The sequence below is a fragment of the Marinobacter salicampi genome, from assembly GCF_011074795.1.
GTDB classification, from domain to species: Bacteria; Pseudomonadota; Gammaproteobacteria; order Pseudomonadales; family Oleiphilaceae; genus Marinobacter; species Marinobacter salicampi.
Map to the genome: position 1 here is coordinate 439344 of NZ_JAAMPF010000018.1, position 23805 is coordinate 463148.

Consider the following 23805-nt stretch of genomic DNA (forward strand, 5'->3'; position numbering starts at 1 on the left):
CACAAATAAGGTATATAAGTATGTTTAGCCGAGTCACAAGTTATTTTCGTGGTCGTAAAGACGGCATGGACGATCACTCGGGCAGTGGCCGCATCCTAAAAATCATTGGCGTACTGCTTCTTATCTATCTTCTGGTGACAGTGATTCTGGGCATTTACTGGAGCAGCGAACCGGACACATTTGCAGTCCGTGAACACGCCAATGAAGTCGCCCGTGAGATGCAGCGAGAACCTGTCGTCGGCTTTACCACTACCACCACTGTGATAAAAGTTGCCGAGACACTGCTGGACAAGCCCGGTGGTTACCTCTCCAACGATATTTTTCCTCCGGGGGTCTGGATGGACAATATCCCGGCCTGGGAATTTGGCGTACTGGTTCAGCTGCGGGACATGTCCCGTGCCCTACGCAAGGACATGAGCCGGTCCCAGAGCCAGTCATCGGAAGATCAGGATCTGGTGATTGCCGAACCCCAGTTTCATTTTGACAGTGACAGCTGGGCCTTGCCCTCCACCGAAGCTGAATACCGGCGGGCCATCAGTGCGCTCAAGCGTTACCGTGCCCGTTTGTCGAACCCTGATCAACCCAGTGCCCAGTTCTTCGCCCGGGCAGACAATCTGAACAGCTGGCTGGGAGATCTTGAAACTCGTCTGGGCAGCATTTCCAGGGCGTTGGGTGAAAGTGTCGGTAAAGGCGCGGTCAGCGATGCCATTGCCGAGGCCAACATGGATGAACCGCTAACGGAAGCCTACGGCAGCGAAGACGTGCAGACGCCCTGGACCAAGATTGACGATGTCTTCTACGAGGCCCGGGGCAGTGCCTGGGCTTTGCTGCATTTTTTCCGGGCGATAGAGGTGGATTTCAGAAAGGTTCTGAATGACAAGAATGCCCTGGCCAGTGTGCACCAGGTCATCATCGAGCTGGAAGGGACCCAGGGCGCCATGTGGAGCCCAATGGTACTGAACGGCAGTGGCTACGGTCTGGTGGCCAACCATTCCCTGACCATGGCGGCCTATATTTCCCGGGCCAACTCTGCCATCAGCGACCTGCGCGAGCTGCTCTCCCGGGGCTAGAGCAGGCGCGTATCAGCAATAAAAAAGCCGGACAGGTCAGCCTGTCCGGCTTTTTTTGCCAGGCCGAAAATTACTGGCCGTAGTTCTTTACCGAGTCTTCGATGGCCTTGCGAGCAGCGGCGGCGTTGTCCCAGCCCTGGACCTTGACCCACTTGCCAGGCTCCAGAGTTTTGTAGTTCTCAAAGAAATGCTGGATCTGGTCGCGGAGTAGCTGGGGTACGTCTTCAATGTCCTTGACGTCCTGGTAGGCCTTAGTGAGCTTGTCATGGGGCACGGCAACGAGCTTGGCGTCACCGCCAGCTTCATCTTCCATGTTCAGTACGCCTACCGGACGGCAGCGAATCACGGAGCCAGCCTGGACCGGGTATGGGGTGATTACCAGCACGTCCAGCGGGTCGCCGTCATCTGCCAGGGTGTGGGGAATGAAACCATAGTTGGCCGGGTAGAACATGGGGGTTGCCATGAAGCGGTCCACGAGAAGGGCGCCCATGTCCTTGTCGATTTCATACTTGACCGGCGAGCTGTTGGCGGGGATTTCGATAGCGACGTAAATATCTTCCGGTGGGTTCTTGCCAGCGGGGATATGATCAAAGTTCATTGCGCGATCCTTTCTTGAGTCCGATGAAACTGCGTTTAAAAAGTGGACGCAATTATACGGGTATCCGGTGGCGATCGAAACTAAACCATGGTGGAGGGTTCAGTCTCGATTGCCGGAATACCGTCCGGACCGCCAGTGTCCCCAAGCGCTGAAGCTACAGCCCCATCTGCTTGCCGATCAGCTCTTTCATGATTTCAGTGGTACCGCCACCGATGGACAGGATCTTGCCGTCGCGATACAGGCGCTCGACAACCGACTCCCGCATGTAACCCATGCCGCCGTGGATCTGCACTGCTTCGCGGGTGACCGACTCACAGACCTCGGTGGCGAAGTTCTTGGCCATGGCCACCTGCTTGACCGGGTTCTTGCCGGCCTGCATCAGGGCGGCGGCGCGATAGGTGTACTCCCGTGCAATATCGACCTGGGTCGCCATGTCGACCAGTTTGTGGCGGGTCACCTGGAAGCCATTGATCGGCCGGCCGAATGCCTGGCGTTCCTTGGCGTAAGCCATTGAAGCTTCGAGCGCCATTTCGCCCGTCATGTAAGCCATAATGGCCAGGCTCAGCCGTTCCTGCAGGAAATTGCTCATGATGGCGATGAAGCCTGCGTTCTCGACCCCGATCAGCCGGTTAGCCGGCACCATGCAATCCTCGAAGAAGAGCTCTGCCGTATCACTGGCCCACCAGCCCATCTTGCGCAGTTTCCTGCCAGTAGAAAATCCGGGGGTGTCCCGGTCGATCAGCAGGAGGCTGACGCCGCCATGACCTTCGCCTCCGGTCCGGACCGCCACGGTGTAGTGGTCGGCGCGCGTGCCGCTGGTAATAAACGTCTTGCTGCCATTGACCCGGTAGTGATCGCCCTCGCGAACCGCCCGGGTTTTCAGGTTGGCCACATCAGACCCGCCGCCGGGCTCAGTCACCGCCAGCGAGATGATGCGCTCACCACTGATGACTTTGGGAGCGATCTGGTCGCGAACCTCCGGGCGCGCCCATTTGGCTACCGGCGGCAGGCCGATATCCAGAGAGCCGAGGCTGGCTACAAGTCCGCCGGACGTGGAGCGCATCAGCTCTTCGCTGACAGCGACCTTGAGGAAAATGTCATTCTCACCGGTGCCGCCGAGGGCTTCGGGGAAGCCGATGCCCAGCAAGCCATCATCGCCGGCCTGACGGTAGAGTTCGCGGGGGAACTCCCCGGCCTCCTCCCAATCGTTAATGAAAGGCAGCACATGGGTCTGGATAAAACGGCGCGCACTCAGACGGGCCTGCTGGTGGGTTTCGTTGAAATAGTCGGACACGGATCAAAGCCCTCTGTTGGCAACCGGAGAAGGCAGTGTCGCTGAAATGCCCAAGCCAAGCAAGCGCTTGGTTTGGGCTGTCGGGCCGTTCCGGACTAGATCTGAGGCCGGGGCTTACTCTCTACTCCACTGGCTGTGCCCAGCAGCAGCAGGTCGGCGGGCCGATGGGCAAACAGGCCATTGGTAACCACCCCCACGATCTGATTCAGGCGCTCTTCCACCTTGATCGGCCGGCCAAGGTCCATGTTATGGATGTCGATGATGATATTGCCATTGTCGGTGACCACGCCTTCTCGGTAGACAGGGTCCCCGCCAAGCTTGACGATCTCCCGCCCCACATGGCTCCGGGCCATGGGGATCACCTCCACTGGCAGCGGAAATTGGCCGAGCGTGGCCACACGCTTTGACTCGTCAGCGATACAGATAAAGGTCCTGGCGACGGCAGCAACGATTTTTTCCCGGGTCAGGGCACCGCCACCGCCCTTGATCATTTCCAAGTGCTCGTTCACCTCATCGGCACCGTCGATATAGAACTCCAGATCGGACACGCTGGTGAGTTCATACACCGGTATATTGTGTTTTTTCAATCGTTCGGCTGTGGCTTCGGAGCTTGCCACGGTGCCGTCGAAATCCATACGGATGCCGGCCAGCAGGTCAATAAAGAAATTGGCGGTGCTGCCGGTGCCAACCCCGACGATGCTGTTGCTGTTCAGGCGCGGGGCGATGTAGTCGAGGGCGGCCTTGGCCACGGCCTGTTTCAGTTCATCCTGGTTCATGGCTGCTCCATTTGTCGGGCTTGGGATTGTTGGTCGGGCTTGGGATCCCGAACTGAGGATTTTATCACTAATATGGTGTGCACAATGGTCCGGTTATAGACGGAACCTCCGTAAACTTCCTACACTGTTCGTTTGCGCGCATGTCGCGCCTGTGTTTATCGCCCTGAAAGTGTCCGTCTGCCTGATTTACCGTGTAACTGGAACGAAACCTTATGCCCCAACGCTACATCAAAAAAATTCTGGATGCCCGGGTCTACGATGTGGCCATCGAAACGCCCCTGACCGAAGCCCGCAGTTTATCCAAACGTTTCAGGAACAATATCTTCCTGAAACGTGAAGACCTTCAGCCGGTATTTTCTTTCAAGATTCGTGGTGCCTATAACCGGATTGCCCAGTTGTCGGAGGTCCAGAAAGCGAAAGGGGTTATCTGTGCCTCGGCAGGCAACCATGCCCAGGGGGTCGCCCTGGCCTCAAAGAAGCTGGGTATCAAGGCGGTTATCGTTATGCCCCAGACCACCCCTGACATCAAGGTCAGATCGGTGCGGGACCACGGCGCTAAAGTGGTACTCAGGGGCGACGCCTTCGATGAGGCCGCGGCCCATGCCCAGGAGCTGATCGCCAAGCATGGCTATACCTATATCCCGCCCTATGACGATCCAGATGTGATCGCCGGTCAGGGCACGGTGGCCATGGAGCTCATGTGGCAGTTCACCAAGCCCATCCATGCCGTCTTCATTTGTGTCGGCGGCGGCGGCCTCATTGCCGGCATGGCCGCCTATATCAAGTACCTCAGGCCTGAGGTCAAGGTCATCGGTGTAGAGCCGGAGGATTCCAACTGCCTGCAGGCGGCGCTCGCTGCCGGCGAGCGCGTGATCCTGGATGAAGTAGGCCTGTTTGCCGATGGCGTCGCTGTAAAACAGATTGGCGCCTTTCCGTGGGAGATCTGCAAGGATCATGTGGATGAAGTGATCACAGTGTCCACAGACGAAATCTGCGCCGCCATAAAGGATGTGTTTGAAGACACCCGCTCCATAGCCGAACCGGCAGGTGCGCTGGCTGTCGCCGGCATCAAAAAGTATGTGGAGCGAGAAGAAATTGAAGGCGAGAACCTGATCGGCACACTCAGTGGCGCCAATATGAATTTTGACCGCCTGCGCTATATTTCCGAGCGCACTGAGATTGGGGAAAAGCGCGAAGCCATTCTCGCCGTTACCATTCCGGAGCGGCCAGGCGCTTTCAAAGCATTTATCAATGCCCTTCACAAGCGCAGCATAACGGAATTCAACTATCGCTATTCGGATTCGGACGAAGCCCGCATATTTGTCGGTATCCAGATCCAGCACGGTGGTTTGGGTCGCGACGAACTGGTCCAGGATCTCCGTGAGACCGGTTATGGCGTGGTGGATCTCACCGACAGCGATCTGGCCAAGCAGCATATTCGCCACATGGTTGGCGGCCACGCGCCGACGGTGGGAAGCGAAAAGGTGTATCAGTTCCAGTTTCCGGAGCGTCCTGGCGCCCTGATGAAATTCCTGATGTCCCTGGGAACGCGCTGGAACATCTCGATGTTCCATTACCGTAACCATGGTTCGGCTTACAGTCGGGTGCTCATGGGCGCCCAGGTAGGCGAGGGCGAAAGCAGAGCCTTCGAGTCCATGCTCGACAAGATCGGTTTCAGCTATGAAGACGTGACCGAGAACGAGGCTTACCGGCTGTTCCTGGGTAAGGGTAACGGCGTTGAAAAATCTGGATAAAGCTTACAATAAATTAACATAGTTTAATCTGTTAAAAATTGTAAAAGTCGGGATGGGTGGTAGTCTTTCAGCTAATTCTTGAAGTTTACATTAGCTGTCTGATTCTGCGCGGCTTTATCGGGCTGCGCGTTGGAGAAAATCGTTATGGAACGCAAGCCTGATATGATCCGGGCACTGCTTCTTGTTTTCGCTATTGGGCTCGTAATCAGCGGATTCACGACCATTCACGCGTCTGAAGATGAAGCTCTGGCAACACCGCCCCTGGTGGAGCCAACGGAATACGGCCTGGTCAGGCCCTGAGATGCTCAGGGTCGCGCCTGATGGCGGTCCTGGTCGGTGACTATCCCGTGCAGCGGAATATCCCATGGCTGGACCGGCAGCAGGTTCATGCCCTGGATTGAATGCGCCAGGCCGATCAGCCTGGGTGACAGGCCGGGCAGGCGCCTCACGAAGGCGAACGTGCGGTCGTAGAAGCCGCCCCCCATGCCCAGACGACCGCCGTGCCGGTCAAAGCCCACCAGAGGCATCAACACCGCATCCATGGCCCAGGCTGGGCGCTCCAGCCCGTTGCTGAACAAGGGCTCGGGTATCCCGAAACGGTTGGGTCTCAGAGCGGTGTCCGGTCCATACGGGCTGAAAACAAGCCGCCCCGTGTGGATCGGGTGCAGCACCGGCAGGTAGAACCTGATGCCCCGCTTGCGGGCCTGCTCCACATAAACCCCGGGATCGATCTCACCGTCGTTTGGCAGGTATACGGCAATATGTCGCGCCCGATAAAGCATGGGGTGGCCCAACAGCTGTCGGGACAGACTTCGGGCAGCGTGGCGCTGTTGCTGGGGGCTCAGCGCGCAGCGCTTCTGGCGAAGAAGTTTTCGTAACTCCTGGCGTGAAGGGCGATCGGATTCAGCTTCGAAGGAATCTGGGGAGGGTATCTGCATCTCTGAAAAAAAGCTTCCCGGGCTGCCGTTATCGGACATGGTCCTTGAACCCAAGGTTCAAGGTGGTGGCCGCTGTGACATATTAGGCTTTCCCCCGTGGGGGACGTGCTCACAATGCCCTGAAGTGGCCACCTTTGGTTTAAGCATCGGCTCGAGGACGTATCCGACCAGCGAACAGCCCAGGAAGTTAGTTCATTATACGGGGAGGACCGGGGCCAATTGCAAATCCGCTGTGCTCGAATGCCAGCGTTTAGCTGTTGTTTTCACCCAGGGCTTCGTCAAGCTTATGGTCCATGTCCCGCAGCAGGCTGGCTGCCCCGTCTGACATGGTGCTCTTCTCAAGCATCTCATGGGTGATGTTCAGGGCCGCCATGACGGCAATTCGCTCGGTCCCGAATACTTTGCCACTGGCACGTATCTCCCGCATTTTCGCATCCAGGTGCCGGGCAGATTCCCGCAGGGCATCTCTGGCGTCGGGTGGGCAGGCGACCAGGTATTCCTTGTCGAGGATATTGACTTCGACGGTTGTCGGCTGTTGCGACATCAGTGTTGCTCCAGAGCTCTGAGGCGGCCAATCATGGCTTCGATTTTGTTCTTGGCGAGGTCGTTCTTCTGCATGAGCTGTGCCCGCTCGCGGTTCCAGTCATCCTGCAGTTCCCGCATGGAAGCGTTGTCCTGTTCCAGTTTTCGGCATCGCTCGACCAGGCGATCCAGCTTATTCGCCAAGGCTTGCAGTTCGGGCTGATCCATGGTGTATCCAACATCGTAGTTATGGAATGTGACTAACTATAAGTGCGGTATAGGAGACGGTCAATTTACCGCCGTGTCAGACGGGTGCTGTGCCGCATTTTCCGGCGCCTCCTGACAGCGTCTGGCTTCAGAACCCACTGGTCTGTGCAAGCTTGCGGTTCGCCCGCCATGCCGGCAGGAAACCCACCAGCAGCCCGGCAACAGGGACTGCCGCCAGTATTAGCCATTCTGTACTGTCCAGCAGCCGCAACCTCACTACTACACCGTAGTTTTCCGCTAGCCAGGGCCCCAGAACTGTGATCAGCAGGGCACCCAGGGCAAGCGCCAGCAGACACGATACCAGAGCGAGAAGCGTACATTCCAACACATAGAGCGAGCCGATGAGTCGCGGCGACGCTCCGACAGCCCGCAAGATATTGATCTCCTGCCGTCGCTGCGCCTGCAGTGCCAGCAGAACGGCTACCAGCCCGATGAGGCTGGTTACCACCACAAAGCCTGTGATACCCAGCAACGTGCGTTCGAACTGCCCCAGGATGCGCCAGAGCTCGTTAAGCGCTACACCCGGCAAAATCGCGGTCAGCGGCTCCAGATCCGACTGGTTGATCTGGCGCTGGACCTGGAAGGTCATCACCTTCCGTTCGATGCCAACCAGAGCTGCGGTAATCGATTTGGGCGTGAGCTCGAGGGCCCTGGCCTTTTCCGAGGAAACGGTTTGACCCGGGATAGCAACGCCTGATTCCCAGCCGATGTGAATGGCTTCCAGGCCCTCAAGACTGACATACACCGCCTGATCAACCGGCGTGCCGGTCGCTTTGAGAATGCCACTGATCCTGAATGGATGGGCGTCGTGATTCATGAAGCTGACCCGGCCGGTACCATGGGACAGGACGATCTCCTCGGGCACCTTGTGGTTCAGCTTGCGCGCGACATCGGCCCCCAGCACTACCTCGAAGGTGTCGGCAAACCAGTGGCCCTTTGTGAAGCTTAGCGCGTGACCGTCACCGTAGCGGAAGTGGTCAAGGTAGCTTTCGTTGGTTCCGACGACCCGGTAGCCCCGGTAACTGTCGCCCAGAGAAATGGGCACAGTCCATTCGATGCGGGGGTCCTTCCTGAGGCTCTGGTAGCTCTGCCATTTGATGTTATTGGTGGCATCACCCATGTGGAAGACCGAGTACAGCAATAGATTGAGCTGGCCGCTGCGGGCACCGACGATCAGATCGGTGCCGGAAATGGTATTGCTGAAGGCCTGCCTGACTTCGGTCCGGACATACTGGACACCGAGCAGGAGCGTGACGCTCAGGGTGAGTGTCAGCGTCACCAGGGCCAGAACGCCACGCCTGTGCCACAGGCTTGCCAGGGCGAGGGAAAGGGTCACCGGCAGGTTCATGAGGGGGCTCCCAGGCTGATGGAGGCATCAAAGTGGTTGGCAAGGCCCGGGTCGTGACTGACCAGAATCACCGAGGTGCCCTGGGCCTTTGCCTGACCCAGCAGCAGTTCAAGGAAGCGGTCGCGGTTGTCCGTATCCAGTGCTGAAGTGGGTTCATCCGCAAGAACCACCGAAGGTCCACCGATCAGGGCCCGGGCGGCTGCAACACGCTGCTGCTGGCCCACACTCAGGGCCGTGACGGGCCGCTGCCAGTCACCTGGCTCCAGGCCCAGGGCCTTAAGCAGACTGGACGCCTCCTGCTCCGGTGATCCCGTTACCCGCTGGCGCCTCCGGCGGGACAGACGACAGGGTAGGGTGACGTTGGCGGTGGTGTTCAGGTAGGGCACCAGATTGAATTGCTGGAAAATCACACCCAGATAGTCGGCCCGGAACTGATCCCGCTTGCCGGCTGAGAGCGCCCGTAGATCTTCGCCCATTACCACCAGTTTGCCTGCCTGGGCGCTGGCCAGACCGCACAGCATGCTGAGCAGGGTGCTTTTTCCGCTACCGCTGGGGCCCTGAAGGAACAGGTGCTGCCCCCTGGCCAGGGTGATGTCCGGGTAGGTTATGACCAGGTCAGCACCTGGCCACCGGTAGGTGAGATCCCTGGTTGTAATGGCGGGCGCGGAACTGACCTGGGCTGCGTCTGTCATGTCAGTGGACCTTGAGTGCATGTATCATGGCGTTATCTGAAACTGAGGTGAATTTGATGGGGCTGACCAAAACGAAAATTTCTGCCGGTTGCATCAGTCTGGTGCTCGGGCTCCTGCTGTCAGGCGCGTCTGCGCTGGCGGAAACCCAATGGCAGGAGCTGGACTGGCTTGAACTGATGCCCGAAGAAGACCTCAAGCTGCTGGAAAGTATGCCAGAAATAGAGCATGAGGGAGACGGTCCCATGAGTCTGCCAGACGAAATCATGACCGGCCGGGTGGTTCCTGAAATGGACAACACCCCCGCCCGCATTCCCGGATTCATCGTGCCCTTGAAGACCGTGGGTAAAAGCCAGCGTATCGTGGAATTTTTCCTGGTGCCCTACTATGGCGCCTGTATTCATGTGCCGCCACCGCCACCCAACCAGATCATCCACGTTACCTATCCTGAGGGCATAGAGCTTGATGTCCTGTACGATCCTTACTGGGTTGAGGGCAACCTGACCATCAGTCGCACCGAGCATGATATCGGCACCGCATCCTATGCCATCAACGCTGAAGACGTGGTGCCCTATGAATAGCCCTTTTTTCACCTGCCCAGCAGCCTAGGATCAGGGTGCAATCTCAAAGTGATCGTCGGCCGACTGAAGCCGGACACTGCCCTGGCCGCCGCCACTTACCCACTCCACATGCAGCTGTTCCAGAGCATTGAAACGCCCAAACAACGGGCTGATCAGGGTCTGAACGGGTTCAGCGCCGGAACAGGTCAGTTGCTGGGCGACTTCGAATTCGCTGTGTGTTGCCCCGGCCTCATCGTCATGGGCCTGCTCATGCCCATGATCATGCCCGTCGTGGGTTTCATGGTGGGCGGCACCATGGTCGTCGTGATGCTCGCCGTCGCTCTGATTCTGGTCGTGGTTGTGTGAAGAGTCTTCATGGTCATGTTGATCTTCATGGCCTTCGGCTCTTGCCGATGCCGGACTGGACCCAAGGCCATGGCTGACGCTTGCAGCGGTGACCTCGCAGGTTGCCGTTCCGGTATCAAGGAGTGGCCTTTCAGAGAGCCAGGCCTCGGCTTTGGCGACTGCCTGCTCCTGATTGGCGTTTTTGGGAGCATGCTCAAACCCGACCAGATTATAGGCAGGGGTCTCGAACAGAATATCAAGGGTCTGGCCTTCCCGGGCCACCTGCAGTTGGGCTGTGCCGTGGCTGTGGACCCCGGGCTCGGATCCGGCCACCATGGGCGAGCCCAGCGCCAGTAGCACGGCAGTAGTGGAACTGAGCCGGAAGAGTTGAGTAATGGATCGCACGCTGCCTGACATTCGAAAACTCCCGGTAAATAATTGATATGTTATAACGTAATTTACACGGAAAAACCGTCAGGTCAACATGCCCAGGGTAGGTCCGGCCGGTGTGTTTGCTGCAGGCCAATGTTACGATAGCGGCATTGCCTTAATCCCAAACACCGACAGCAATAGGATGGCCCATGACCCCGACTGATCTTTCCGAGGCCAGCGACATCGGTGCTTTCGAGCACTGGGCCAACGTCTACACCATGCACAAAGCCTTCAGTCATCCTTCCGAGCTTCATGGCGCTCTCTGTGGTCGGCTTGCGGCCGGTGCCCGTATGGATGAGAACAGCTGGCTGCAGACGGTCTGCGAACAAATGGGCATTCCTGCCAGTGCGCCAGAGGAGTCGCCGGAACTCAAGGAGTTCATGATCGCGGCGTATGACCGTGCTCTGGAAGAACTGAAAACATCGGATATGAGTTTTCAGCCACTGTTGCCGGAGGACGATTACAGTCTTGATCATCGGGTACAGGCTCTGTCGGCCTGGGTCAGGGGCTTTCTTGAAGGCATGACGGTGGGCGCTTCCAGCCCATTGGGCGAAGCCCCCGAGGAAATCCGCGAGCTGATAGAAGACCTCGTGGCCATCAGCCAGGTCAGCGAAACCGAGGAAGACAGTGAAGACGGCGAGTATCAGCTGACCGAAATCGTGGAATACGTCCGCCTCGGGGCTCTGGCGGTATTTACCGAATTCAACCCGCCCGAAACCGCCGGAACGCAGGCCGGCAAATCCGGCACTGTGCACTGATGCCCTGGCGGACAGATAAAGAGGCCAGGCTGGTAACCCCTCTACATTTTACAGTTCAGCCAAGGGAGTAAGCATGAGCCAGATTATGCCCATCAAGGAATTTTCCCAGCGTCGTCGCAGGCTGATGGAACAGATGGCCCCGGACAGCATCGCAATTATTCCATCAGCACCGGAACGGGTCCGTAATCGCGATGTCCTGCACCCATTCCGCCAGGACAGCGATTTTCATTACCTTACCGGCTTTGGCGAACCCAACGCCGTTCTGGTGCTTATTCCCGGGCGGGAGACGGGCGAATCCGTGCTGTTCTGCCGCGAGCGCAATCCCGAAAAAGAGCTCTGGGACGGCTTTCTGGCCGGACCCGAAGGGGCCGTTGAACGCTATGGTATTGATGACGGCTTTCCCATAGCCGACATCGACGAGATTCTGCCCGGCATGATTGAAGGCCGCAGCCGGGTGTACTACCCCCTCGGTAAGGACCACAGTTTTGATGCCCAGGTGATGGACTGGGTTCAGATTATCCGTTCGAAAGTGCGCTCTGGTGCCCATCCGCCGGGGGAATTCGTCGCCCTTGAACATCTGCTCCATGACCTGCGGCTCTACAAGAGCGCCAACGAGATAAAGGTCATGGCCAAAGCCGGGGAAATCAGTGCAGAAGCCCATTGCCGCGCCATGAAACGGGCCGGGAAGGGCGGCTACGAATATCAGCTTGAAGCCGAACTCATCCATACGTTCATGGAACACGGCGCCCGCTCCACCGCCTACCCCTCTATTGTCGGCAGTGGCGCCAACGGCTGCATCCTGCATTACATCGAGAACAGTGCGCCGTTGAATGAGGGCGACCTGGTGCTGATCGATGCTGGTTGCGAGCTTGAATGTTATGCCTCGGACATAACCCGCACGTTCCCGGTGAGCGGGACCTTTTCTGAACCCCAGCGGGCGCTTTACGAGGTAGTGCTGGCGGCCCAGTATGCGGCTATCGAAGCCGTCAAACCCGGCAACCACTGGAATCATCCCCACCAGGCTGCTTTGAATGTGCTGACCCAGGGCCTGATTGATCTGGGACTTATAAAGCTTGGCTTAGACGAGGCGATCGAGAAGGAGGCGTACAAGCCCTTCTTCATGCACCGGACCGGTCACTGGCTGGGTCTGGACGTCCATGACGTGGGCGACTACAAAGTCGGCGATGCCTGGCGCGTGCTTGAGCCGGGGATGGTGATGACCGTTGAGCCCGGGCTGTATATTGCGCCTGGCAATATGGACGTGGAAGAGAAATGGCGCGGCATTGGCATCCGCATCGAAGACGACGTGGTGGTTACCCGTGAGGGCTGCCGTGTGCTGACGGACGCCGCACCCAAGACCATCGCCGACATCGAATCCCTGATGGCGGGCTGATCATGACCACAGAGCCCGGCCACAACAATGATTCGCCCTCGCTGGACACGGATGTCTTGATTGCCGGTGGAGGTCTGGCCGGGGCGACTCTCGCGCTGGCCCTGGGCCAGGCTCAGCCGGGCCTGCGAATAACCGTTGTGGAAGCCTTTCCACTGTCTGCCGAAGCCCTGCCTGAGGATTACCAGCCCAGCTACGATGCCCGATCCACAGCACTGGCCTGGGGCTCCCGTCTCATATACGAAAAACTGGGCCTCTGGTCCCGGCTTGCCGGGCAGGCGACGCCCATCAGGCGCATTCATGTCTCTGACCGCGGCCGCTTCGGCGCTACTCGTCTGGCGGCCGATGAGCACAATCAGGAAGCGCTGGGCTATGTGGTGGATAACCGCTGGCTGGGGCTCTCGCTGATGGCGGCGCTGCAGGATCTACCCAATCTCTCCTGGCAGGCCCCGGCCCAGGTCACGGACGTAGAACCCCTGGCTTCCGGGGTCAGCGTCAAGGTGAGCGCTGAGGGTGAGAAGCGCAGTGTGACGGCCCAGTGCCTGGTGGTGGCGGATGGTGGTCGCTCAGGCTTGCGGGAGCGTTTGGGCTTTCAGGTTGATCACAGCGACTACCAGCAGCACGCCTTGATTGCCAACGTGTCTACCGCCAACTGCCATGAATTTGTCGCTTTTGAGCGCTTTACCGATGCGGGCCCAATGGCCTTGCTGCCTGGCGGAGGGCCGGGCCGGTCAGCATCAACCTCGGCACTGGTCTGGACCCTGGCCAAGCACCAACTGGACGAATTGCTGGCCTGTAGTGATGAGGAGAAATGCCGTCGCCTGCAGAGCCGCTTTGGCTGGCGATTGGGACGCTTTACCCGGGTGGGCACCTGCCATCATTACCCCCTGGTTCTCAATACGGTCAAAGAAAACGTCCGGCCCGGGATTGTACTGGTGGGAAACGCCGCCCATACGCTTCATCCGGTGGCCGGCCAGGGCTTCAACCTGGCCTTGCGGGGCCTGATGACGCTGGTTGATCAGTTCAGCCTTGCAGTGAATGATCAGCGGCCTTTGGGAGAACTTGCCATTCTCAAAGGCTACCAGGACCGCCATTGCCAGGACTGGCAGCGTACCGTGCAATTCTCTGATTCGCTGATACAGGTGTTTGGCAGCCAGAGTCCTGCCCTGGCGGCCTTAAGGGATGCGGGCCTGGTCGGGCTGGACCTGATACCTCCGGCGCGGCGCTGGTTTGCCAGGCAAGCCATGGGGCTGAATCATCCGGCGACTGGAGCCAAATCATGACCACCCGCAGTTGCGATATCCTGGTGGTGGGCGCCGGCCTGATCGGCACCGCTCTGGCACTGGGGCTGGAGCAGCAGGGCTGGCAGGTCACTCTGGTAGAGGCTGCGCCCGCAGACAGTTTGTTGGCGTTGCCGCAACCGGCAACCGGGGTCGAAACCTTCGAGCCCCGGGTCAGTGCCCTGTCGATTGCCAGCCAGCGCCTACTGTCGGGGCTCGGGGCCTGGCCCCCGGCCCAGGCCGATAGCCGTCACTGCCCTTACCAACGCATGGTGGTCTGGGACGGGGAAGGTACTGGCCATATTGAGTTCAATGCCGGCGAATTGCATGCGCCCGCCCTCGGGGCCATCGTTGAAAACAGTCTTGTGGTCCGGTCCCTGTTGCAGGCAGCGCTGGCGAGCAACATCGAGGTTATGGCCGGTGTCCAGGTCGATGGCTGGTGGGAAGATGGCCCGCGACGGGGCATCAGCCTGGCCGATGGCCGACGGGTGGAGGCGCGGCTGACAGTGGCCGCTGATGGTGCCAATTCCCGCTTGAGACAATGGGTGGGTCTGCCCACCCGCGAATGGGATTATCAGCAGCAGGCCCTGGTCTGCACGGTGCAGACCGAGCAGGGGCATCAGAACACAGCCTGGCAACGGTTTTCTGCCACCGGCCCCTTGGCGTTCTTGCCTTTAAGTACAGGCAGCGACGACAGCCAACACTTCTGTTCCATTGTCTGGTCCCAGGATACTAGTGAGGCCCAACGACTGGCCGCCCTTGATGATGAGAACTTCATGGCAGAGCTGGAGCGGGCCTTTGAAGCCCGGCTCGGCCGGATAGTGGCCGTTTCCAGACGGGTTTCCTTTCCCCTCCGGCAGCGTCACGCCAAGGATTACGTGCGGCCGGGGCTGGCGCTGGTGGGTGATGCGGCCCATAGCATCCACCCTCTGGCAGGCCAGGGGGCAAATCTCGGCTACAGCGATGTAAGGGTATTGCTGGAAGAGCTGGCTCGGGCCAGGAACGACCGGCTGTCGCCAGCCCATGAGCTTGTGCTGGCCCGTTACCAGCGCCGTCGCAAAGGCGAGAATCTGGCAATGATGGCCGCAATGGACGGATTCAGGTCCCTGTTTGGCAGTGATGAGCTGGCAGTACGCTGGGTGAGAAATACCGGCATGCGCTGGCTCAATAGTATGCCGGCATTGCGCAATCGCATTGCTGCCGAGGCCATGGGGATGCATAAATAGCTTATAAACTGAGCGTGGTTTGGGCCGGCACCGCTACCGAATGCAACCGTCGAATAAACGGCTGACCAACACAGGGACCGCCGTCTCAACCCGAAGAATTCGCTTACCCAGATGAACCCCCCGGCAGCCCGCTTCGATCAGTTTTTCAACCTCGTAAGGGATAAACCCGCCTTCAGGTCCTATGCAGAGAGTGGCCGGGCGGCTCAGATGAACGGGGCAGGGCTCGTCAGAGCCGGGGTGGGCCACCAGCCCCGGACGTTGCTCTGTCAGCGACGGCAATTCGTCTTCCACGAAGGGTTTGAAGAGTTTGCGGATATGAACCCGGGGCATGGCGGTGTCCCGTGCCTGTTCCAGTCCCAGAATCAGGTTCTCCCTTAGCTGGGGCCCGGCCAGAAGCGGCGTTTGCCAGAAACTCTTCTCGACCTTGTAGCTGTTGATCAGCCAGATGTCCTTCACGCCCAGCGAGGCTGCGGTCTGAAGCACCCGCCGGAACATCTTGGGCCGGGGCATGGCGAGCACCAAGGTAAGGGGCAGCGGCGCAGGTGCCGGCTCCGAGAAGTCCACTGCCAGCTCGACGGTATCCTCGTCCTGAGCGACGATGCTACCCCAACCGAGGTCACCATCAGCCATGCCCACAGGTACCCTGTCCCCGGCGCAGGCTTTGCGAACTTCAGCCAGATGAGTGCGCCGACGCCCAGTAAGACGGACCCGGTCAGGGGTTATAAAGTCCTCAGGGAACAGCAGTGCCAGATTCATTTGCCGTTGCTGCTACCGGGGCTATCAGCAGCTACGGCCTCGGCGTCCGGTCGGCGCTCAACCATGCGGCCGAACAGAACGCCAAGTTCGAATAGGATCCACATGGGCACCGCCAGCAGGGTCTGGGAAATGATGTCCGGCGGTGTCAGCAGCATGCCGATCAGGAAGCAGCCGACAACCACATAGGGCCTTTTTGCAGCCAGGGAAGAGGCCGTGGTGGCCCCTGACAGAATCAGAAGAATGGTGGCGATAGGAATTTCAAACGCTACCCCGAAGGCGAAGAACATCTTGAGCACGAAGTTGAGGTAACTGCTGATGTCAGGCAGTTCCACAATGCCCTCGGGGCCAATGGCGGTGAAAAAGCCGAACACCAGCGGAAACACCACGAAGTAAGCAAAGGCTGCACCCAAGTAAAATAGAACAACCGAGGTGGCCAGAAGCGGAAAAGCCAGTCGTTTCTCGTGCTTGTACAGCCCCGGCGCAATAAAGCTCCAGAGCTGGTAGAGAATCACCGGTATAGCCGCGAACACAGCCACCACCAGGGCCAGTTTCAGGGGCGCAAAGAAGGGCGCGGTGATATCGGTGGCGATCATCATCTGACCCTCGGGTAGCAAATCCCGAAGGGGCTCCGAAAGCCACAGGTAGAGCTCGTTGGCGAAAGGGTAGATGGCGGCGAAGCAGACAAGGGTGGCCAGCACCATCTTGAGCAGGCGGTTACGCAGTTCCAGCAGGTGTTCTACCAGGGGCATTTCCGACTGGTTTTCAGTAGTGTTATCAGGCTCGTTGGGGCTGGTGCTCATGAACGATTTTCCGGGGCGCGATCAGCGGTTGCGCTGGAGGCAGAATCGCCCGATGTGCCTGACTGCTGACTACCGGAGTCAGGCACTGGCAGATCTGGGTTTGACTGCTCTGGTGACCTCGGTTGCTCAAGGTTCGGGTCAGTCGGTGCAGGACGGGATACCCGGGCCTTATTATCGATCTTGAGGTGTTCGTACTTTTTGGCTTCATCCAGAGCGCTGCGCACATTTCTCTCAACGTCTTCAAGCCCCACATCTCCGGCTTTTTTAAGCTGCTCCCGAAGTTCTTCGGCCTTCAACTGGCGGTCAAGCTCGGAAGTAAACTGGCTTACCATGTGTCGGGTTTTTCTTACCCAGCGTCCCGCCGTACGAGCTGCCGTAGGCAGTCGTTCCGGGCCCAGTACAAGCAGCGCAATAACGCCGCAGATCAGAAGCTCAAGAAAGCCGATATCGAACATTCAGGCCATACTCAGCTGCGGGTCTTTTCTTCGGCCTTTTCAGTCCGGGCTTCCTGTGCGGTATAGGCTTGGGCGTCGGCCTTGCTCTCAAGGTTTTCATTCTTGTCACCTTTGGCTGGCTCGTCGTCATCCATGGACTTCTTGAATCCGCGGATGGCACCACCGAGATCCGTGCCTATGTTGCGCAGCTTCTTGGTTCCGAATAGCAGAATCACTATGCCGAGCACGATTAGTAATTGCCAGATACTGATACCCATAAGGGTTCCTCATCAACGTTAATGTCGGAATTCATTTTATTGTACGCCAGCTCTGGCCGGAATCCGAGAATCCACCAGGAGTATTACTTCTGCGCCCGAGACGCTTTCTCTTCCAGCCCGGATAGGTCAAAGCGTCTTGCCAGCTCGTCCATGACGTCTTCAGGGCCTGCCCCAAGATTCGACAGCATCACCATGCAGTGAAACCAGAGATCCGCGGTCTCACTAATCAATTCGTCCGTGACCCCACTGTGCTCAGCGTCCTTGGCCGCGATCAGAGTTTCAGTACACTCTTCCCCTACCTTCTCAAGGATCTTGTTCAGACCCCTGGCGTGGAGGCTCGCCACATAAGAACTTTCCGGATCAGCGGACTTCCGGGCTTCCAGTACTTCAGCCAGGCGCGATAAAACGTCACTCATGACCATGTCCTCCGCCATTGCCGTAGATCAGGGCCGGATTCTTCAGGACCGGATCTGTAACGGTCCAGCTGCCGCTCTCCAGGCGCCGGTAAAAACAGCTGCGGCGTCCAGTATGACAGGCAATGCCTCCCTTTTGTTCCACCTTGAGGAGTACCACGTCAGCGTCACAGTCCAGACGGATTTCACGAATGACCTGCTGATGCCCGGAAGACTCGCCCTTGCGCCAAAGCTGCGCACGGGAACGTGACCAATAAACCGCGTGACCTTCCTGTGCGCTTAGCTGCAGCGCCTCCTTGTTCATCCAGGCCATCATCAGAACATCGCCGGTCGTCGCATCCTGGGCGATTGCCGGAACCAGGCCATTGGCGTCCCAGCGAACGGCGTCAAGCCATTCCTGAGACGCTACATTAGAGGCTGAATCTTGCATTTCAGTGAACCCTGAAAAATAAAGTGAGGGGCTATTGTGCCTCGTAACCGGCTCAACGTGTACTACGCAACACGAACCATACGCCAAGGCCTGCCATGGCCCAGCCGTACCAGGGCATTTGCACCGCGAGCGTGGTCAGGTCATCCCGAGTGCTGAGCCAGGCGCCACCGAGTAGCAGCGCAGCCAGCGCCAGCCTACGCCAGCGCCGGTCAGAGTGGGCCTGCTGCTGTTTCATGCGCTCGAGGGTTGCCGTGTTGTCAGCGATCGCAGGGTTTGTGCTCCGTATCTGCACTAGCGCGTCGTGTACCAGTTGAGGCATCTCCGGGGACTGTTCCAGCCAGGCCGGCAGGTGCGACTGCAGGGTTTTGAAAAGTCCCGCAGGACCAACCCGCTGGCGCATCCATTTCTCCAGGAAGGGCTGGGCTGTGCTCCACAGGTCAAGATCCGGGTATAGCTGCCGCCCGAGGCCTTCAACGTTAAGCAGGGTTTTTTGCAGTAGTACCAGTTGTGGCTGCACTTCCATCTCGAAACGGCGGGCGGTCTGGAACAGGCGCAGGAGGAACTGGCCAAACGAGATATCCCGCAGGGGCCGTTCGAAAATGGGCTCGCACACGGTACGGATAGCGGCCTCAAACTCATTGACCCTGGTATGGGCGGGCACCCACCCGGACTGGATATGAAGCTGGGCCACCTGGCGGTAGTCGCGCCGGAAAAAGGCCAGAAGGTTGCGTGCCAGATAGCTCTGGTCATCCGGTGCCAGGGTGCCGACTATGCCAAAGTCGATGGCGATATATCGTGGATCGGCCGGATTGCTGGCATCGACGAAGATATTGCCCGGGTGCATGTCGGCGTGGAAGAAACTGTCACGAAAAACCTGGGTAAAGAAGATCTCGACGCCTTTTTCTGCCAGCACCTTCATGTCCACCCCTGCCGCCCGGAGCGCCGGCACGTCGCCGATGGGGATGCCGCTGACCCGTTCCATCACGAGAACCTGCTTGCGGGTGTAGTCCCAGTCGATGGCGGGAATATAGATCAGGGTCGAGCCCTCGAAATTCCGTCTTAGTTGGCTGGCGTTGGCGCCCTCCCGCATCATGTCCAGCTCATCATGGATGGTTGTGTCGTAATCCGCGACGACCTCCACCGGGCGCAGGCGGGGACCTTCTGACCAGTAGCGCTGAAGCCCGTGCGCCATCAGGTACATGAGGGCGATGTCCTGCTGAATGGTGCGCTCGATGCCAGGTCGGATAACCTTGACCACGACCTTGCGTCCGTCGCGCAAGGTGGCGGCGTGAACCTGAGCGACCGAAGCTGACGCCATGGGGCTCTGGTCGAAGGCATTGAACAGTTCCCCGACTGGGGCGCCCAGGGATTTCTCAATGATTGCCTGGGCCTGGGTCCCGGGAAAGGGCGGTACCCGGTCCTGAAGGTGCCGCAGGGATGCCGCCATATCGTCTGGCAACAGATCGCGCCGCGTCGACAGGATCTGGCCGAACTTGACGAAGACCGGCCCCAGCTCTTCCAGAGCCAGCCGCAGGCGATCGCCCCGGTCCAGCTTGGGCTGGGTGAAAAAATGCCAGGGCGCGAACAGCAACAGAAATTTCAGAGCTGCGGGTAGCTCGTCCCGGGGGATCAGGCTGTCGAGCCGGTAGCGGCAAAAGACCCACATGATACGAAACAGACGGTACAGGCGAGTCACGATGGCTCCGGGTCAGGGGGTTGTTTATCCGCTGGGTTCGCCCGTTCCTGCAGGCGCTTCACCCGGGCTTCCAGGCGTTCTGTCCTCAGGGAGAGCTGATCAATATCGCTGAAAGTGGCTTCCAGCTCCCGGCGCCCGGGCAAATGGGCACTCTCCTCGTGGATGTATTCCTCAAGGTTGGCATTGAGCGTCGCCGATGCCCTGCGGGTCCAGTTCACGGCCTCTCTCAAACGTTGACCGATAAAGTGGGCAGGTACGTCACCTATGCGTCGGGCGAGGGCGGCTTCCCAGTCCGGCCGGAGTCTGGCGAGAGCGCGCTGGAACTGGTGTGCCATCGCCATATCACCGGATACGGCCACCCGGCCCTGGCTGAAGACGCTCTCATCGCCAGCCGCCAGAGCCGCAAACGCCAGGGGTGGGCCGGAGATTTCAAGGGCTGCGTCCACTAAAGGCTCACTGCCAACACGAACCTGCTCCCCCTGACGCTGCAGGGTCAGGTGATGCGTGCCGGGCCCGCTGATACGAAACTGGACGCTCCCTGCCAGTGCCTCCAGGAGAGCCTCACGGCCGGCAGGGTCCAGCTCCAGGGCGCGGTTGATGGCGCTCTCAATGGCGCCCGTCACCGCAGCCCGCAGGGTAGGCCCTGGGAACATCAGGGCTTGATTCCGGTGTGCAGGGCCACCACGCCCCCGGTCATGTTGTGGTATTTGCAATGCACCAGCCCGGCGGCTTCCATCATGCCCTTGAGGGTGTCCTGATCCGGGTGCATGCGAATGGACTCCGCAAGGTACTGGTAGCTGCCGGAGTCTCCGGCCACCAGTTGTCCCATCAATGGCAGGGCATTAAAGGAGTAGAAGTCGTAGGCCTTGCTCAGCAACGGGTTGGCGGGTTTCGAGAACTCCAGTACCAGCAGTTTGCCGCCGGGCTTCAGGACACGGGTCATATCCCGCAGAGCCTGGTCCTTGTCGGTTACGTTGCGCAGGCCGAAGGCGATGCTGACGGCATTGAAACTGTTGTCCGGAAAGGGCAGGTGCTCGGCATCCGCCTGCACGTATTCGATATTACCTGCGTAACCCCGGTCCATCAGGCGGCTGCGGCCCACCTGCAGCATGGAAGCGTTGATGTCTGCCAGTACCACCTGACCACCAGGGCCCACGAGGTCGGAGAACTTCATGGTGAGATCGCCGGTGCCGCCGGCAATGTCGAGTACCCGTTGGCCCGGACGGACGCCGCTCACCTCAATAGTGAAGCGCTTCCAGAGACGGTGCACGCCCATGGACATGAGGTCGTTCATCATGTCGTACTTGCCGGCCACCGAGTGGAATACCTCGGCTACCTGCCCGGCTTTCTGGCTGCGGGCGACGTTACGGAAGCCGAAGTGGGTGGTGTCTTCCGTGGCTGGCTGGGGTTGGTCGGACGGCGCGCGCTCTTGAGTCATTGCTGGATCCTGTACGAGTCTGAACCCTGTATTCTAATGGTCCGCGGGCTAGCTACAAGCCACTTGTTCGCAATCGCCCGGATTTCAGGGTGTTTTAGGCCCAACTGGCAGGCCTTGCGTCCGGCTGCGGTTTCCATAAACTGGGAGTTAAACACTTCCGGCAGAGGCTCACCATGTCCACAATTGATGTTCACCGTTCCCATAGCCTTGATCATGATCATGCCAGGGAGGCAGCTGAAACCCTGGCCAGGGACCTCTCCCGTCAGTTTGATGTGGATTATGAGTGGGAGGGCGACGTTATGCGCTTCAAGCGCAGCGGGGTCAAGGGTCACCTGGATGTCCTGCCCGACTCTCTGCACGTTCGCCTTGAGCTGGGTTTGATGCTGCGCCCGTTCAAATCCCGTATCGAGAAAGAAATCCACAGCCAGCTGGATCAGCTTACCGGTCCGGCATGATCAGGGTCCGGCTAATCAGAAGGATCAGCTGGTTCTGGGAGGACTGGCCGTCAGCTTGAAAGGGTCCGGGTGTGCTGCGAGTATCTGTTCAAGTACCTGGGTTTCCCTGGCCACAACCTCATCAATCAGTGCGTCCACCCTGTCCATGGCCCGGAAGGCGCGGTAGCCCCTGTGGATGAAGGAATGCAGATCCTCCAGCTCGGCCATTTCTGCCGGGCCCCGGCTCATGGACAGTAACCAGCCCAGGGACCGGTTACGTACATACCGGTCCAGTTGACCGCCCACCTGCTCAACCAATGCTATCTGGCGACGGCGCTGACCGCTGTCGCCCGCTCGAAACGCTTCGCAATAGGCGTCCTTGTCCATCCGATCCGGTTCCAGCCCCATCAGGTCGAGCTGTTCGATCAGATCAAGATCCAGCCGCTGGGTGACGTGATTCAGCTCCACCAGCCCGGCCAGAGTGTCCAGGAGATGGTCAGGTAACCATTTGACGATTTTAGGAAAGACACGATCAACATTGTCATCCCGACGGGTCATTCCCGCCGGGGCGTAGAGGTCTGTCAGAAGAAAGACCAGGCCCGGACGATAAGCCGGGTGTTCGTAGAGATCTTCGTGGGTCGCCTTGAGTCGCTCGGCCTGCCATTCGCCCAGGGCTGCCAGCGCGGGCGCCAGGGAATGGTCGGCCCTATACTGGCGGAAGTCGTGGTAGGCAAGCAACTGATGCTGGAGTTGGCGGGCATTGTCGGATGTGACAGGGGTGGCGACCAATCGCTCGCGATACATGGTGGGGCTTGCCTCCTGCTGGCGGTCCTTTCAAGGCGTCCCAGTTTAACGGAGGCTGACGGGTTTTGGCAGTACGGGCCGGTCAGCCCTGCTCAGCGATGCCCAGAGAATCAAAGCCCGGGATCCATTCATTGCTGTCCAGGGTGATGAAGTGGCTGGGGGCTTCTGTTTCTACAATACGCATGGTGGTCGGGCTCTGGCGGGCACTGGCCAGCATGCACGTACGATCCAGGATCCGGTCGACCCTGGGAATCAGGAAGGTGCCGTGGCGAACCTGCTCATAGATGCTGGCGTCGGTGCGCTCCATCCATTCCATCAGGTTTTCCAGATTGCGGACGATGGTGAGGTGATCCTGTGTGGCCGAGAACAGCTTGCCCAGAAGCTGCTTCTTGCGTGGATTCATCTTTCCGAAGAATGTCTGCCCGTAAGCGGACGAGGGTGCGCTGTTGATCAATCGGATGATCCACGGCCACATGCCGTGGCTGACGGGCTCCAGCATGGTGGTCACAAGAGCGTGCAGCTTGCCCTGGGGCAGAACCGGCGCCTCAAGCACGATCTCGACGTTGGTGTAGAGCTCCGGTCGTGCGGACACTGCCTGAAGTATCACCGCGCCACCCCGTGAATGCCCGTGGATCCGGATGTTGTCGGTACTTGGCAGGTTTTCCAGAGCCTGGTTAAGTATGCAGGCGTCGTACTCAATGGTAGCGGGCAGGGGCTTTATCGCTCTCTCCCAGGGGGCAGACTCGAGGGACACGCCATTGACCGGAATGTGGTAGTTGCTGCAGGTCAGCAGGATAAGTTCAGTGCTGGGTGAATCATAGGCCTGGGTAAAATAGCAGTGATTCTCAAGAAACCCGTGCACACCGATAACAGTCTGCTCTGCATTGCCACTGTGGTTGCGCACAGAAACGGCACCGCGGCCAATACGGTAGACACGGCCAGAAAACATTTCCGAGTAAGCACTGTCTATGGGCTTGATCAGCTTGCGAACATGGCTTGCTTTCATAACCATTCTCCTGCCAATACGGCGACGGTCTTCTTATTAATACTCTGGGGATTACTGAAGCTCTTGCAA

29 protein-coding genes and 1 other RNA gene are annotated in these 23805 nt (G+C 59.0%); 9 read left to right on the forward strand and 21 right to left on the reverse strand.

Going from position 1 to position 23805, the window contains the following annotated elements:
- Positions 1 to 20: 20 nt before the first annotated feature.
- Positions 21 to 1070, forward strand: a complete 1050-nt coding sequence (locus G7W63_RS11040) for a DUF2333 family protein (RefSeq protein ID WP_166257459.1) — start codon at positions 21 to 23, stop codon at positions 1068 to 1070.
- Positions 1071 to 1140: 70 nt separating this feature from the next.
- Here G7W63_RS11040 and ppa read toward each other — a convergent pair whose 3' ends face one another.
- The 3 genes from ppa to rpiA form a co-directional block, all read right to left on the reverse strand.
- On the reverse strand, positions 1141 to 1668 hold the full coding sequence (gene ppa, locus G7W63_RS11045; RefSeq protein WP_166257462.1) for an inorganic diphosphatase: 528 nt from the start codon (positions 1666 to 1668) through the stop codon (positions 1141 to 1143).
- 154 nt (positions 1669 to 1822) lie between these two features.
- Complete coding sequence (locus G7W63_RS11050; protein WP_166257465.1) at positions 1823 to 2962, reverse strand: acyl-CoA dehydrogenase family protein; 1140 nt, start codon at positions 2960 to 2962, stop codon at positions 1823 to 1825.
- Positions 2963 to 3057: 95 nt separating this feature from the next.
- Positions 3058 to 3738 carry a ribose-5-phosphate isomerase RpiA gene (gene rpiA / locus G7W63_RS11055; RefSeq protein ID WP_166257468.1) on the reverse strand — a complete coding sequence of 227 codons (681 nt, stop codon included), beginning with the start codon at positions 3736 to 3738 and terminating at the stop codon, positions 3058 to 3060.
- A 212-nt stretch (positions 3739 to 3950) separates the two neighbouring features.
- Between rpiA and ilvA the strand changes: the two genes are divergently transcribed.
- Positions 3951 to 5492, forward strand: a complete 1542-nt coding sequence (ilvA, locus tag G7W63_RS11060) for a threonine ammonia-lyase, biosynthetic (protein WP_166257471.1) — start codon at positions 3951 to 3953, stop codon at positions 5490 to 5492.
- A 144-nt stretch (positions 5493 to 5636) separates the two neighbouring features.
- Positions 5637 to 5792: a hypothetical protein gene (locus G7W63_RS11065; RefSeq protein WP_166257474.1), complete on the forward strand. Its 156-nt coding sequence runs from the start codon at positions 5637 to 5639 to the stop codon at positions 5790 to 5792.
- A 5-nt stretch (positions 5793 to 5797) separates the two neighbouring features.
- Here G7W63_RS11065 and G7W63_RS11070 read toward each other — a convergent pair whose 3' ends face one another.
- The 6 genes from G7W63_RS11070 to G7W63_RS11095 all read right to left on the reverse strand — a co-directional run bounded on the left by G7W63_RS11070 (position 5798) and on the right by G7W63_RS11095 (position 9259).
- Positions 5798 to 6430 (reverse strand): 5-formyltetrahydrofolate cyclo-ligase, encoded by a 633-nt coding sequence (locus G7W63_RS11070; protein WP_166257477.1) that lies wholly within the window; start codon positions 6428 to 6430, stop codon positions 5798 to 5800.
- A gap of 10 nt (positions 6431 to 6440) precedes the next feature.
- Positions 6441 to 6619: non-coding RNA, 6S RNA (ssrS, locus tag G7W63_RS11075), on the reverse strand.
- 61 nt (positions 6620 to 6680) lie between these two features.
- Positions 6681 to 6974: a cell division protein ZapA gene (locus G7W63_RS11080; protein WP_166257480.1), complete on the reverse strand. Its 294-nt coding sequence runs from the start codon at positions 6972 to 6974 to the stop codon at positions 6681 to 6683.
- Positions 6974 to 7180, reverse strand: coding sequence for a TIGR02449 family protein (locus G7W63_RS11085; protein WP_166257482.1), 207 nt, complete (start codon positions 7178 to 7180; stop codon positions 6974 to 6976). The genes G7W63_RS11080 and G7W63_RS11085 overlap by 1 nt, the downstream gene beginning before the upstream one ends.
- A 127-nt stretch (positions 7181 to 7307) precedes the next feature.
- Positions 7308 to 8567 carry an ABC transporter permease gene (locus tag G7W63_RS11090; protein WP_166257485.1) on the reverse strand — a complete coding sequence of 420 codons (1260 nt, stop codon included), beginning with the start codon at positions 8565 to 8567 and terminating at the stop codon, positions 7308 to 7310.
- Complete coding sequence (locus G7W63_RS11095) at positions 8564 to 9259, reverse strand: ABC transporter ATP-binding protein (RefSeq protein WP_242634390.1); 696 nt, start codon at positions 9257 to 9259, stop codon at positions 8564 to 8566. Before G7W63_RS11095 ends, G7W63_RS11090 begins: the two co-directional genes overlap by 4 nt.
- A gap of 56 nt (positions 9260 to 9315) precedes the next feature.
- Here G7W63_RS11095 and G7W63_RS11100 point away from each other — a divergent pair, with 56 nt between their 5' ends.
- Entirely contained in the window at positions 9316 to 9837 is a 522-nt protein-coding gene (locus G7W63_RS11100; protein ID WP_166257491.1) for a DUF3299 domain-containing protein, read from the forward strand.
- Between the two features lie 30 nt (positions 9838 to 9867).
- Here the strand turns inward: G7W63_RS11100 and G7W63_RS11105 are convergent, their stop codons facing one another.
- Entirely contained in the window at positions 9868 to 10578 is a 711-nt protein-coding gene (locus tag G7W63_RS11105; RefSeq protein ID WP_166257494.1) for a ZrgA family zinc uptake protein, read from the reverse strand.
- Between the two features lie 164 nt (positions 10579 to 10742).
- Between G7W63_RS11105 and G7W63_RS11110 the strand changes: the two genes are divergently transcribed.
- From G7W63_RS11110 to G7W63_RS11125, 4 genes are all read left to right on the forward strand, one after another.
- A complete protein-coding gene (locus tag G7W63_RS11110) occupies positions 10743 to 11351 on the forward strand; it encodes a UPF0149 family protein (protein WP_166257497.1) in 609 nt (202 codons plus the stop codon).
- A 73-nt stretch (positions 11352 to 11424) separates the two neighbouring features.
- Positions 11425 to 12744, forward strand: coding sequence for a Xaa-Pro aminopeptidase (gene pepP / locus G7W63_RS11115; protein ID WP_166257499.1), 1320 nt, complete (start codon positions 11425 to 11427; stop codon positions 12742 to 12744).
- A 2-nt stretch (positions 12745 to 12746) separates the two neighbouring features.
- Positions 12747 to 14024: a 2-octaprenyl-6-methoxyphenyl hydroxylase gene (gene ubiH / locus G7W63_RS11120; protein ID WP_166257501.1), complete on the forward strand. Its 1278-nt coding sequence runs from the start codon at positions 12747 to 12749 to the stop codon at positions 14022 to 14024.
- Positions 14021 to 15247, forward strand: coding sequence for a UbiH/UbiF/VisC/COQ6 family ubiquinone biosynthesis hydroxylase (locus G7W63_RS11125; protein WP_166257503.1), 1227 nt, complete (start codon positions 14021 to 14023; stop codon positions 15245 to 15247). The genes ubiH and G7W63_RS11125 overlap by 4 nt, the downstream gene beginning before the upstream one ends.
- 33 nt (positions 15248 to 15280) lie before the next feature.
- Here G7W63_RS11125 and G7W63_RS11130 read toward each other — a convergent pair whose 3' ends face one another.
- The 9 genes from G7W63_RS11130 to ubiE all read right to left on the reverse strand — a co-directional run bounded on the left by G7W63_RS11130 (position 15281) and on the right by ubiE (position 21492).
- Entirely contained in the window at positions 15281 to 16003 is a 723-nt protein-coding gene (locus G7W63_RS11130) for a 16S rRNA (uracil(1498)-N(3))-methyltransferase (RefSeq protein WP_166257505.1), read from the reverse strand.
- Positions 16000 to 16803 (reverse strand): twin-arginine translocase subunit TatC, encoded by an 804-nt coding sequence (tatC, locus tag G7W63_RS11135; protein ID WP_166257507.1) that lies wholly within the window; start codon positions 16801 to 16803, stop codon positions 16000 to 16002. The genes G7W63_RS11130 and tatC overlap by 4 nt, the downstream gene beginning before the upstream one ends.
- Positions 16800 to 17258 (reverse strand): Sec-independent protein translocase protein TatB, encoded by a 459-nt coding sequence (gene tatB, locus G7W63_RS11140; protein ID WP_166257509.1) that lies wholly within the window; start codon positions 17256 to 17258, stop codon positions 16800 to 16802. Before tatB ends, tatC begins: the two co-directional genes overlap by 4 nt.
- An 11-nt stretch (positions 17259 to 17269) precedes the next feature.
- A complete protein-coding gene (tatA, locus tag G7W63_RS11145; RefSeq protein WP_166257511.1) occupies positions 17270 to 17515 on the reverse strand; it encodes a twin-arginine translocase TatA/TatE family subunit in 246 nt (81 codons plus the stop codon).
- Positions 17516 to 17598: 83 nt separating this feature from the next.
- On the reverse strand, positions 17599 to 17931 hold the full coding sequence (locus G7W63_RS11150; protein ID WP_166257513.1) for a phosphoribosyl-ATP diphosphatase: 333 nt from the start codon (positions 17929 to 17931) through the stop codon (positions 17599 to 17601).
- Positions 17924 to 18358 carry a phosphoribosyl-AMP cyclohydrolase gene (gene hisI, locus G7W63_RS11155; protein WP_166257515.1) on the reverse strand — a complete coding sequence of 145 codons (435 nt, stop codon included), beginning with the start codon at positions 18356 to 18358 and terminating at the stop codon, positions 17924 to 17926. Before hisI ends, G7W63_RS11150 begins: the two co-directional genes overlap by 8 nt.
- A 52-nt stretch (positions 18359 to 18410) precedes the next feature.
- Entirely contained in the window at positions 18411 to 20054 is a 1644-nt protein-coding gene (ubiB, locus tag G7W63_RS11160; RefSeq protein ID WP_166257517.1) for a ubiquinone biosynthesis regulatory protein kinase UbiB, read from the reverse strand.
- Positions 20051 to 20707: a ubiquinone biosynthesis accessory factor UbiJ gene (locus G7W63_RS11165; protein WP_166257519.1), complete on the reverse strand. Its 657-nt coding sequence runs from the start codon at positions 20705 to 20707 to the stop codon at positions 20051 to 20053. Before G7W63_RS11165 ends, ubiB begins: the two co-directional genes overlap by 4 nt.
- Positions 20707 to 21492, reverse strand: coding sequence for a bifunctional demethylmenaquinone methyltransferase/2-methoxy-6-polyprenyl-1,4-benzoquinol methylase UbiE (ubiE, locus tag G7W63_RS11170; protein ID WP_166257521.1), 786 nt, complete (start codon positions 21490 to 21492; stop codon positions 20707 to 20709). The genes G7W63_RS11165 and ubiE overlap by 1 nt, the downstream gene beginning before the upstream one ends.
- Positions 21493 to 21665: 173 nt before the next feature.
- Here ubiE and G7W63_RS11175 point away from each other — a divergent pair, with 173 nt between their 5' ends.
- Positions 21666 to 21947: a polyhydroxyalkanoic acid system family protein gene (locus G7W63_RS11175; protein WP_166257523.1), complete on the forward strand. Its 282-nt coding sequence runs from the start codon at positions 21666 to 21668 to the stop codon at positions 21945 to 21947.
- A gap of 24 nt (positions 21948 to 21971) precedes the next feature.
- Here the strand turns inward: G7W63_RS11175 and G7W63_RS11180 are convergent, their stop codons facing one another.
- Positions 21972 to 22730, reverse strand: a complete 759-nt coding sequence (locus G7W63_RS11180) for a DUF8198 family protein (RefSeq protein WP_166257525.1) — start codon at positions 22728 to 22730, stop codon at positions 21972 to 21974.
- Between the two features lie 82 nt (positions 22731 to 22812).
- On the reverse strand, positions 22813 to 23736 hold the full coding sequence (locus G7W63_RS11185; RefSeq protein ID WP_166257527.1) for an alpha/beta hydrolase: 924 nt from the start codon (positions 23734 to 23736) through the stop codon (positions 22813 to 22815).
- Between the last annotated feature and the right edge of the window lie 69 nt (positions 23737 to 23805).